The organism is Tenacibaculum sp. (assembly GCF_048269885.1).
Lineage (GTDB): Bacteria > Bacteroidota > Bacteroidia > Flavobacteriales > Flavobacteriaceae > Polaribacter.
Genome location: NZ_JBLWTZ010000006.1, coordinates 1 through 12,960, shown reverse-complemented (window position 1 = coordinate 12,960; position 12,960 = coordinate 1). Strand labels below are relative to the sequence as shown.

Here is a 12,960-nt window from a genome sequence, read left to right as displayed (position 1 = left end):
ATTAAAATACCAAATAAACACTTTACCTAATTATTATGGAAGAACTGATTTTAAAACTAAAACAAGAAAACATAGATATACGTGTTGTTAACGATAACTTAAAAATAAGTGTACCGAAAACTTTTTCTAATAATTCTTTGATAGAAGAAATAAAGGCTAATAAATCTGAGTTAATGGCCTATGTAAATAGTATTCAAGAGAAAAAAGCAGCGGTATTTAGTATTCCCAAGGGTACAGAAGAAAAGATATTTAACCTTACTTCTGCTCAAATGCGTATGTTTATTTCAGACGATCTAACTGGAGATTCATTGGTGTATAATTTACCACAAGCTTATGAAATTCATGGAGAGTTCGATAAATTGAAGTTATCAACAGCATTTAAAAACTTAATCAATCGCCACGAGAGTTTAAGAACTGTTTTTAGTTTAGATTCAGCACACAACCCTCAGCAAGAAATTTTAGAAACAGTTAATTTTGAGGTAGAATATTACGATGCTTCTTTAGCTGAAGTAGGGGGTATTATAGAAAAATTTGTAAGATCTTTTGACCTTTCAGAAGGACCCTTATTACGTGTAGGTTTAATTACAATTAATCCAAACCTACATATATTGTTGGTAGATTTACATCATATTATTTCAGATGGTACTTCGCAAGAGGTGCTAATTCACGATTTCATACAGTTATATAAAGGGAATGATCTTCCAAAGGTAGTTGTCAAATACAGAGATTATCTCAATTGGTATTTAAGTGAAGAGAATCAACAGTCAATAGCTTCTCAACGAGATTTTTGGAGAAATGATTTTTCAGGCACTCTGCCCTTGCTAAACCTTCCTACAGACCTTCCTAGACCAACAGAAAAGACGTATAGAGGAGGTACCTATTATTTTAAAGTATCTAAAGAAGAAACAGCCTCATTAAAAGAGTTAGCTAAGCAACATAACACTTCATTATTTTCAGTGCTATTATCAGCTTATAGTATTTTATTATCTAAATTAAGTAATCAAGAAGATATTATCATTGGAACTCCAGTGGCTGGAAGAACACATGCAGATTTACAAAAAATAATAGGTGTGTTTGTTAATACCTTAGCATTGCGTTTGTTTCCTGAACAAGAAAAAAGCTTTAAAGATTATCTTAGTGAAGTATCCAACAAAACGATACGTTGTTTTGATAACCAGTCTTATCCTTATGAACGTTTGGTTGACGATTTAGGTTTAGAAAGAAACCCTGCCCATAACCCATTATTTGATACATTATTTATTCTTCAGAATATAGAAAAAGACACTTCGGAAATAGATTCATTACAAATAAAATTATATGAGCACAAGCATTATAATACCTCAAAAGTAGACCTTAGTTTATTTGCTTTTGAAGGAGATGAAGGACTCCTATTTAAATTTGAATATGCTTTAGATTTATTTACAGAACAAACAATAAAAGAATTTTCTCAGTACTTTAAAAAGGTTATTAATCAAGTAACAACTAATACCTCACTTAAAGTATCTGAGGTAGCCTTACTATCAACATCAGAAAGTATCGAGCTTATAAGTGAAAGCACGGGAGAATCGAAACATTTTTTTGATGAAAAAACAATTATCTCGCTATTTGAAAATCAAGCGTTAAAATTTTCAGAAGCCACAGCTTTAGTATCAGGTACGGAAACTTTAACCTATAAAGAGTTAAATGAACGTTCTAATCAATTAGCACATAAGCTACAAGCATTAGGAGTAGGGAAAGGTGTTTTAGTAGGACTTTTACTAGATAAAAGTACAGAGGCTGTTATAAGTCTTTTAGCTGTATTAAAGGCAGGAGGAGCTTACCTACCAATAGATGTAGATTATCCAGAGGATAGAATAAAATATATTATAAAAGACAGTAACATAAAAGTAGTAATAACCACTAGTACTAATACTACTGAGATAGTGAAATCTAAAACAGTTTTATTTATAGATCAATTCAAAGAAAGTGATTGGTCTAAAGAGCTGCCTAAAAGAGAAGAAGCGTTATCTGACCTTTGTTATGTAATTTATACTTCTGGTTCAACAGGAAACCCAAAGGGAGTAATGATTAGCCATAGCTCATTATTAAATTATATTGGATGGGCATCTGAACATTATGTGCATGGAGAACCAGCGACATTCCCTCTATATACTTCTTTTTCTTTCGATCTTACTATAACGTCAATTTTTATTCCTCTTGTTACAGGAGGAAAGGTGTTAGTTTATAAAGATGTTGAAGAGGAGGCAACTATAGAATCAATTATTCTTGATAATAAAGTTGATACGATCAAATTAACACCCTCTCATTTAAAAATTATAAATATCAGTGATAAATTATCAAAAAGCTTAGCAACCAGTAATATAAAAAGGCTTGTTGTTGGAGGAGAGGAACTTACATATCAGTTAGCAAAAGATATTGATAGTAAATTTGGAGGGAGTGTGAAAATTTATAATGAATATGGACCAACAGAGACAACTGTAGGCTGTATGGTTTATGAGTTTAACGCAGGTAAAAAATCTGTTTCAGTTCCTATAGGTAAAGCTATTGCTAACATGAGTACTTACGTGTTGGATAGCAATTTGAAACCTGTTCCTAAAGGAGTTGTTGGTGAACTTTACATATCTGGAAAAGGCGTAGGGCTCGGATATTTAAATAAAGAGGAACTTTCAGCACAGAGGTTTATTCCAAATACCGTTTCAGAAGGAACTTACATGTATAAATCAGGAGACTTGGCAATGTGGTCAAGAGATGGAGAAATGATATTTAAAGGACGTATTGATGACCAGGTAAAAATTAGAGGCTTTAGAATAGAGTTAGGAGAAATAGAATTCCAAATGATGGAGCATCATTTTATCGATCAAGTTGCTCTTATGGTGAGAGGAAGTAATAAAGAAACGGATCAAAATTTATGTGCCTATTATGTTGCAAAAACTCAACTATCAGCAGAAGAGTTAAAAGAATTTTTATCAGAAAAGCTACCAGGCTATATGGTACCAACTCTTTTTGTTCAAGTAGATGTTATGCCTTTAACTGCAAATGATAAGGTTGATTATGGGAAGCTTCCCGATCCGATAAAAATGATCGGAGAAAGTTACATGGCTCCAGAAAATTATCAAGAGGAAATTATGGTAAATATTTGGTCAGATGTATTATCACTATCCAAAATAGGAACAAATGATAATTTTTTTGGGTTGGGAGGAGATTCTATACGAGCAATAGGAATTATTTCAAAAATTAATAAAAAATTTAAGTGTTCATTAACAGTTGCAGATTTGCATTCTCATCAAACAATTAAAGAACTAAGTTTACTTTTAGACAAGAAAGAGGATGAAAAAAACAGAAAGTTTATAGCACAAGCAGAATTAGAACTATCAGCTTTTCAGCAAGAATACAAACAACATAACCGTTTTTTAGACAACTATGAGGAAGTATTTCCTATGAATGGGGTAGAAAAAGGAATGGTTTTTTATTCAATGAAAGATGTTGACAGACATGTTTATCACATTCAAAAAGTATATCCTATACCGTATGAGAACTTTGATTTAAACACATTTAAAAAAACAGTAAAGCTGGTTTTAGAAAAGCACGATGCACTACGTAAAATCTACGATCTTAAAAATTTTGCACATATAGTTTTAAAAGAAGTATCTCCAGAAATAAACTATATGGATATTTCAAACGAGAAATTATCTTACGAGGAAAAGTATAAGATTGTAGAAGAGAAGATGTATGAAGAGCGTTACAAGGAAATTGTTCTTTCCATGTCACTTCTATGGCGTATAAACATTATAAAAGTAAAAGAAGGTTTTCATTTACTCATGTTCAATTCTCATCACTCTTTGTTTGATGGGTGGAGTTTATCATCTTTTATATCAGAGCTTTATAGTGTGTATTTTAGGCTGGTTGAAGATAAAAACTACCTCCCTAGAAAATTACAAAGTAGTTACAAAGATCATATTATAGAAGAACTTTCTGCGGTAAGTAAAACAGCGAGTGTATCTTATTGGAAGCAAGAATTAGCGGGGTACCAACGTTTAGAATTTCCTAGTACAGGGTTGCAACATGAATACAAAATGAACCAGTTCGATTTGGGTACAGAAATGAGAAGTTCATTAGAACGCATAGCCGTTAAATATGGAACAAGTTTCAAACATCTTACGTTTGCTGCCTATATTTATACAATGCGTATGTTAACCTACGCTAATGATATTACGGTAGGTATTGTTACTAATAATCGTCCTTTAACCATAGATGGAGAGCAGTTACTAGGATGTTTTGTAAATACAATTCCTTTTCGAGCTAAAGTGCCTTCAAACTGTACTTGGAGTGAATATATAATGCTTGTAGAACAAAAACTAAGAGAATTAAAATATCATGAGAAAATGCCTTTTTATAAGGTTCTAGAGGCTGTAGGGGAAGAAAGTCAAGAAAGTAATCCCATTTTTGACACATCATTTAACTTCACAGATTTTAGAGTTTTAGAAGGCTTAATGAATGATGATGAAGTAGAACATACTGAAAAATTAGGGTATGTTTTCGAAAGTTTTATGAATAATAACACGCTTTTCGATTTTAATATTAATGCAGAGTCAAAAGGGTTTCTATTAACTATTTGTTACTCTACAACAGTACTAGATGAACTTCTTTCAGAACGCTTATTTTTATATTATAAAAACATACTAAATCAATTTATTTCTCATGCAGATGACCCAATTGATAAAAATGCAATTCTACCTAAAGAAGAAAAAAAATACTTATTATCTGTTAATGATTATGTAGATAGTGATATTGAATACCCTAAAGAAAAAACTCTTGTATCTATTTTTGAAGAGCAAGTTTCTTTACACCCCAAAAATACAGCCATAGTTTTTGAAGATGAAGCTCTATCATACGAAGAGGTAAATATGTTAGCGAATAAAGTAGCATATTCATTATTAGAAAAAGGGGTTGAGAGAGGTGATAAGGTTGGTTTGTATATGGAGAAAAGCCATCATGCAATCATTACAATGTTAGGAATTTTAAAAGCAGGTGGCTGTTATATACCTATAGATGTAAATTACCCTTTAAATCGTACTAGCTATATTTTAGAGGATAGCGAACTAAACTTGGTAGTTACAAAATCAGAACATGCCTCGATAATTGCAGAAAAGTGCGACCTTGTTGTATGGGATACCATAGTAAATGTTAGTGAATCAGTTGCTAATCCTAAGCATGTTAATTCTCCAGATGATCTTTGTTATACCCTTTATACTTCTGGGACTACAGGAAAGCCTAAAGGAGTAATGTTAGAGCATAAGAATGTAATAAGGCTGTTGATAAATAGTAAGTTACAGTTTGAGTTTAACAAGGACGATGTATGGACGATGTTTCATAATCACTGTTTTGATTTTAGTGTTTGGGAAATGTATGGAGCATTATTATACGGAGGAAAACTAATCGTACTTTCTTCACAAGAAACAAAGGATCCGACTATTTGTTTAGAAAAAGTTTTAGCGCATAAAGTAACCGTTTTAAGTCAAACACCTACTGCCTTTTATAGTTTTATAAAAGCTTGTGAATTGTCAAAAGAAGTGGCATCAAGCCTTCGTTATGTTGTTTTTGGTGGAGAAGCATTAACTCCTTCAAAATTGAGTTCTTGGCATACAACACATCCAGCTACAAAACTTATTAACATGTATGGTATAACAGAAGTTACTGTTCATACATCATTCAAAGAAATCAAAGAGGCGGAGATGCTTAAAAGAACTAGTAACATAGGACAATCCATACCAACAACACTTATGTACTTGTTTGATAGTGATCAAAACTTGGTGCCTCAGGGGGTAACAGGTGAAATTTATGTAGGAGGTTTAGGAGTTGCTAGAGGTTATATGAATAAAAAAGAATTGACCAATGAGCGTTTTATAAAAAACCCTTACAAAGCTAATGATATATTATATCGCTCTGGTGATTTGGCTCGATTAGAAGAAAATGGAGAGTTATCATATATCGGAAGAACAGACCATCAAGTACAGTTAAAAGGGCATAGAATTGAGCTTAGTGAAATAGAGTACCAATTGACAGCACATGAGGAAGTAACAGATGCATTTGTCATTATGAAAGAACCGCAAGGAGATATGTTTTTATGTGCTTACTTTCTTGCAAAAACACAAATAGATGTAGAGAAGCTTAGGCAGTACCTTAGCCAACGAGTTCCAGGATACATGGTACCTTCTTATTTTATGCAGATTGATGAGATTCCACAAACACATAATAATAAAATAGATGTAAGAAAATTGCCAGAACCAAAGGCTTTGTTACAAGCTAGTTATAAAGCTCCTTCTAATGATGTTGAAAGAATAATTGTAGCAGTTTGGCAGCAAATATTAGCTGTGGAAAGAGTAGGAGTGAATGATAATTACTTTAGCCTAGGGGGAGATTCTTTAAAAGCGATAGGATTAATTTTTGAAATTAATAAATTGTTGCAGTCTTCTTTAACCATCGCTGATTTATATACGCATCAAACGGTTTTAGAATTGTCACAAGCGGTATTAGATGTAGACCATAAAGAACAAGAAGAAGCATTGAGATTAGCAATAGAAGAATTAGATTCATTTCAAGAAGATTATAAATCTCGTAATACATTTTTAGAATCGTATGAAGAGGTGTATCCAATGAATGGAATAGAAAAAGGAATGGTGTTTCATTCTCTAAAGCGAAACTCTGACGATATTCATGAAATTCTTTATCATGAACAAAATATTTATCCTTTTCCTTTCAAAGACTTCAATTTTGAAGTTTTTAAACAAGCACTTAATCTTTTAATAAAAAAGCATGACACTCTAAGGAAAATATTTGATTTAGAACACTTTGCTCATATTGTAAAGAAAGAGATTACTCCTGAAGTTAATTTTGTAGATATTAGAGAACTATCAACAGAAGAGCAGGAAAATTATATTCACAATAAGATGCAGGAAGAAAGAGTAAAAGCAACAAAATTATCTTTTTCTGTTTTGTGGAGAATGAATATCATAAAGATAAAAGACGATTTCCAATTCTTACTTTTTGATTTGCACCATTCTTTATTTGATGGATGGAGCTTATCTTCTTTCATGACTGAGCTTAACAATACATATTTTCAATTGTTAAAAGATCCAACATTTGCTCCTGAAAATCTAAAGAGTACATATAAAGATCAAATTTTAGGAGAAATGGTAGCATTAGAGAGTACCGCTAGCCAGCACTATTGGAAAGAAGAACTAGAAGATTATACTCGCTTACAATTTGAACCTACAGGATTACCTCATGAATACAAGCACAACAAGTATGATATGGGAGTGGCTCTAAGACAACAACTGGAAGAAGTAGCAAAAGAACACAATACAAGTTTTAAACATTTGTGTTTTGCCGCTTATGTTTATACAATGAAAATGCTGAGTTATAGCAACGATATTACTGTAGGAATTATAACAAATAATAGACCTCTTGTTCCAGATGGTGAAGAATTATTAGGATGTTTTTTAAATACGGTTCCTTTCAGAGCACAGTTCAAAGAAGAAATGACATGGAAAGACTATATCCACTTTATTGAACAAAAATTAAGAGTGTTAAAACACCATGAACGTATGCCTTTTTATAAGATCTTGGATACCATTGGTGAGCATAGTCAAGAAAGTAATTCTATATATGATACATCATTCAACTATATTGATTTTAGAGTCTTTAATGATATGATTGAAGATGAAGAAAGCAAAGGAAAAGAAGATGTAGAATTAGGTTTTGATAACTATATGAATGAGAATACGTTGTTGAATTTCTCTATGTTTGCTCATAATCAAGGGTTTAAATTGGTGCTTACTTATTCAACAAGTATAGTAGATACCTATTTATTAGAGCAATTACGAACACATTTTACGAATGTATTACAAATGTTTATAAGTAATATTAATGCTCCAATGTCTAATAATAGTGTTGTATGTAAAAAAGAAAAAGAACAATTACTTACTGCATTTAACGATACGAAACTTGCGATTGATAATGAAGCAACATTAATATCTTTATTTGAAGATCAAGTATTAAAAACACCTAATAAAGAAGCAATTCGTTACAAAGAAGAAACGCTTACCTATAAAGAGGTTAATCAAAAAGCTAATCAAGTAGCGGTATATTTAACTCAAGAGAAAGGAGTAAAAAAAGGAGATGTAGTAGGAGTATATCTTGATAGAGAATTGGATTTAATTCCAATACTTTATGGAATATTAAAAGCTGGGGCAGCTTATTTGCCACTAGATATAAAACACCCTAACGAACGAATAGTTTCTATTATTGAAGATTCAGGACTTAACCTTATCATTACAAGAAATGAGTATGTAAAAGGTATAAGTGAGCCTAGCATAAATATAGTAAACTTAGAAAAGGATTTACAAACAATTTATGAACAGAACAATAGCTTTGAGGATCAGTCTGTTCCAGAAGGGATGTCTTATATTATTTATACATCTGGATCAACAGGAAAACCAAAGGGAGTAATGATATCCCATCAAGCTGTGGTGAATTTACTTTCGGCAATGAACCATAAGTATCCAATTACAGAGAAAGATTCTTATTTATTACAAACAAATTATTCTTTTGATGTATCTATTTCGGAAATATTTGGCTGGTATAAAGGAGGAGGTTCATTAACAATACTTCCAAGAGCAGAGAGCAAAGAACCAGCAAAAATTATTAAAATTATAGCCGAACATAAAGTTACTCACATAAACTTTGGACCTTCACTGTTTTCGGTATTCTTAGATGAAGTAGAAAATATAGGAATAGAAAACATTAAAAGTCTTAAATATATTTTCTTAGCAGGAGAGGCTCTTCCCGTAAATTTAGTAGAAAGGTTTAATAGCTTGAACACTGAGATAGCTTTAGAAAATATATATGGACCAACTGAAGGAACCATATACAGCACGTGGTATTCTACCGAAAATATGAAAGAAGGAAGTACCTCTGTGTCTATAGGAACCCCATTGTTTAATGTAAATGTTTATGTATTAGATAAACAAAATACGATTCAACCAATAGGTACTCCTGGAGAGCTTTGTATTTCAGGAAAAGGTTTGGCTTTAGGCTACCTAAATAGAAAAGATTTAACGAAAGAACGTTTTGTAGAAAACCCTTTTATAAATGGAGGGCAAATGTATAAAACAGGTGATCTTGTTTTATGGCAACAAGATGGAAATATAAAGTTTCTAGGAAGAATTGATGATCAGGTTAAGATACGAGGGAATAGAGTAGAGTTGGGAGAAATTGAAGCAACGTTAAATACTTTTCCTGAAGTAAGACAATCACTAGTCTTGGTTAAAAAACAAAACGGAGATGAACAGTTGATAGCTTATATAAAAGGAAATTTAATAGATGTTGATAAGGTTAAAAGCAATCTTACAATGAAACTTCCTGATTATATGATTCCAGAATCATTTGTAGTTTTAGAAGAATTTCCAATAACAGTTAGTGGTAAAATTGATAAAAAAGCTCTGCCAGAACCGAATGCTCAATTAACCAATACGTATTCACCACCTCAAACAGACTTAGAAAAAGAACTTGTTCAAATTTGGGAAGAAATACTTGGTATTGAAAAGATAGGTATTCATGATAATGTTTTTAAACTAGGAGCTAACTCACTTCGTATAATGAAATTTATAGCAAGAATTCGAAGAGTTTTAGATTTAGATATTCCTTTTAATACAGTCTTTAAATATGGAACAATAAATGAACTTGCTAAAGTTTTAAATCTAGCCATAGAAGAAAAAGACAATGAGGATGATATGGAAGATTTCTCTCTAACTGAAAATTTTGAAGAAGGAGTACTGTAGTACCTTCAAACAATTACATAGAATACACTCTTATTCTAAATAAGAGTGTATTTAACTATTAACACTAATTATCACTATGGAAAGCAATATAGTTCTTGATATTATTCATAAAGCTAAGGAGAATGGAATAAAACTCTTTGTAGATAATGGAGAATTAAAGTTTCGTAAAAAGAAAGATACAACAATCCCTGCATCAATATTGAATGATATACGCTCTAATAAAGAAAACATTATTCAATTTTTTATGGATGATATCTCTGAAATAAAACAAGATCAGAATCATGCCATAAAAGTAGGAACTCGTCCTAGCAAAATTCCATTATCTTTTTCTCAAGAACGACTTTGGTTTATTGATAAGCTTCAAGGAACATTGAATTATCATATGCCTATCATTCTACGTTTTAAAGAAGAAATAAATGTAGAAGGTATTGAGTATGCTTTCAAAAAACTGATAAATAGACATGAAATATTGCGAACAGTTCTTAAAGAAGAAGAAGGGGTAGGGTATCAGGAAGTAATGGAAGCAGATGGTTTTGAAATTTCATATGTAAGTACTCAGGAAGATCAGCTTGAAAGTTTGATTAAAGACTTGATGAAAAAGCCATTTCAGCTAGATTCAGACTATATGTTAAGAGCCAATGTTCTTCACATTGATCAAAAAGACTACATGTTGGTTTTAATCATGCACCATATAGCATCAGATGGTTGGTCAATGGTAGTACTGGCTAATGAAATGCAAGCTTTTTATAAAGAGTATACAGAAGGTACTTCTTTAAAGTTTAAAGAGCTCCCTATTCAATATGCAGATTATGCTATTTGGCAGAGAAATTACTTGAAAGATGATATATTGGAGGAAAGATTAAAGTTTTGGGAAAGAAGCCTGTCTAACTTAGAGCCATTATCGCTTCCCACCGATTTTCCAAGACCTTTAATACAAAGTACACGAGGAGACCATCATAAATTTCAATTAGACAAAGAAACGACTGAAAAGCTAGTAGCATTGGCTAAACAGCATGGAGGAACACTTTTCATTATTTTATTATCAATTTATAAAATATTACTGCATCGTTACACAGGACAAAAAAGTATATGTGTAGGTACTCCAGTTGCCAATCGTTCTCAAGAAGAAATAGCAGATTTAATAGGCTTTTTTGTAAACAGTATCGCTTTAAAAAGTGATATTGATGAAAACAGTACATATGAAGATTACCTTAAAAAACTAACAAGTCAAGTTCTTACGTCGTTTAAGTACCAAGATGTGCCTTTTGAAAAAGTAGTTCAGCGTGTAGAAAAAGAAAGAGACCAAAGTCGTACTTCATTGTTTCAAGTCATGTTAACACTTCAAGAAGAAGAAGAAAGTGATTTTGAGAGTGAAGTGGGTATGGAAAGCGATAAGGTGCTTGGTTACAACAACCAATTTGCTTCTCTTTTGTATGATTTAGATTTAACAGCTTTAAAATGGGATAAAGGACTCTTGTTTAATATTACGTTTTCAACCGACTTGTTTGATAAAGCAACTATCATAAGGTTTGGAGAACATTTTAAAGAACTAACAAAATCAATTTTATCAGCACCTAATAAATCAATAGGGGAGTTAAATATCGTAACAAATGAGGAAAAGAGTACGTTAATAAAAGACTTAGGAGAAGGAGTTAGCACTATTGTGTATGAAGAAACTTCCGTATTGGAATTATTTGAAAAACAAGAAAAGCTGCACCCAGGTAATATAGCTGTAATCTATGAAGATGAGGTTTTAACTTATAAAGAATTAGGGAGGGAATCTAGTGCTTTAGCATTATATCTTAAACAGAAAGGTGTAGAAAAAGGAACTATTTTACCCGTTTATGTAGAGAAAAGCCCTCAAGCGTTGATATATATGCTTGGAATATTGAAAGCAGGTGGAGTTTTTGCTCCTATCAATAAAATGCTTCCAAGTGAAAGAATAGCAGCGATTTTGGAGGAGTTAAAAACACCTTGGGTACTGTCGACTAAAGACTGTGTAAATGAGCTACCAGAAAGTTTTCAAGCATTTGTTATTGATGAAGATTTTGAGCAACATGTTAATAAGAAAATTGAAGTAACAGAAAGACTAGAAGAAGTTGCCAAAGATGATTTAGCCTATATCATTTATACTTCTGGTACTACAGGAAAATCGAAAGGAGTAAAAATAACTCATGGAGCACTTTGTGAAAAAGCATATATGTGGAAGGAGTTGTATAAAATAGATGAAAATACAAAGCTGTTACAAATGGCAAACTTTTCATTTGATGTATTCATAGGAGATTTTTGTAGAGCATTACTTTTTGGAGGACAAATGGTGTTGTGTAAAGTGGAAGATTTTATACCAGAACGACTTAGTGAGCAAATTAAAAAGTTCAACATCAATATTGTAGAGTTTACACCAGGAGTTTTAGTTCCCTTTTTAGAGTTTGCTGATACAAACAAATTAAACATTTCAAGCTTAGAGACGGTCATTATTGGTTCTGATATTTTAAGCTTGAATGATGCAAAAGGTCTACAAGAAAAGTATGGAAATAAAATTAAGATTTATAATAGTTATGGAGTTACTGAGGCAACGATAGATTCTACGTGCTTACTTTTAAATGACTATAATTTAAATCAAAAAAGTAATGTTCCAATTGGATACCCCTTATCCAATACTCATGTTTACATATTAGATACTAGTGGGAATTTAGTACCTAAAGGTTCAATAGGAGAGCTTTATATAGGAGGTTTAGGAGTTGCTAAAGGGTATGTAAACAGACCAGAGCTAACTGCTGAACGTTTTATAAAAAACCCGTTCAGAGCAGGGGAAACGATGTATCGTACTGGAGATTTGGCGAGATGGTTGGCAGATGGTACGATAGAATTTATAGGCAGAAAAGATACACAGGTTAAAATTCGCGGATACCGTATAGAGTTAGGAGAGATTATCAATCAGGTAGAATCTTACTCAAAGGTAGCCCAGAGTGTGGTTCAGGTACAAGGATCAGAAAATGACAAGTACCTGGTTTGTTATTACACGAGTCCAACAGGTATAGATTCGAGAGAATTAGAGGAGTATTTACAAGGAGTATTACCAGAGTATATGGTTCCGAGTGTGTATGTTTTATTAGAGAAG

The 12,960-nt window shown here is 32.1% G+C and carries 2 protein-coding genes; both read left to right on the top strand.

Annotation, left to right across the window (positions count from 1 at the left end):
* The first annotated feature begins 35 nt into the window (after positions 1 to 35).
* Positions 36 to 9,839, top strand: coding sequence for an amino acid adenylation domain-containing protein (locus ACN0WY_RS05990; protein ID WP_417799825.1), 9,804 nt, complete (start codon positions 36 to 38; stop codon positions 9,837 to 9,839).
* 76 nt (positions 9,840 to 9,915) lie between these two features.
* On the top strand, positions 9,916 to 12,960 hold a 3,045-nt coding region (locus ACN0WY_RS05985; protein WP_417799824.1), incomplete at its 3' end, for an amino acid adenylation domain-containing protein.

Excerpts from the sequence above, each read along its gene's own strand:
- ACN0WY_RS05990 (WP_417799825.1), top strand. The coding sequence starts at position 36 with ATGGAAGAACTGATTTTAAAACTAAAACAAGAAAACATAGATATACGT.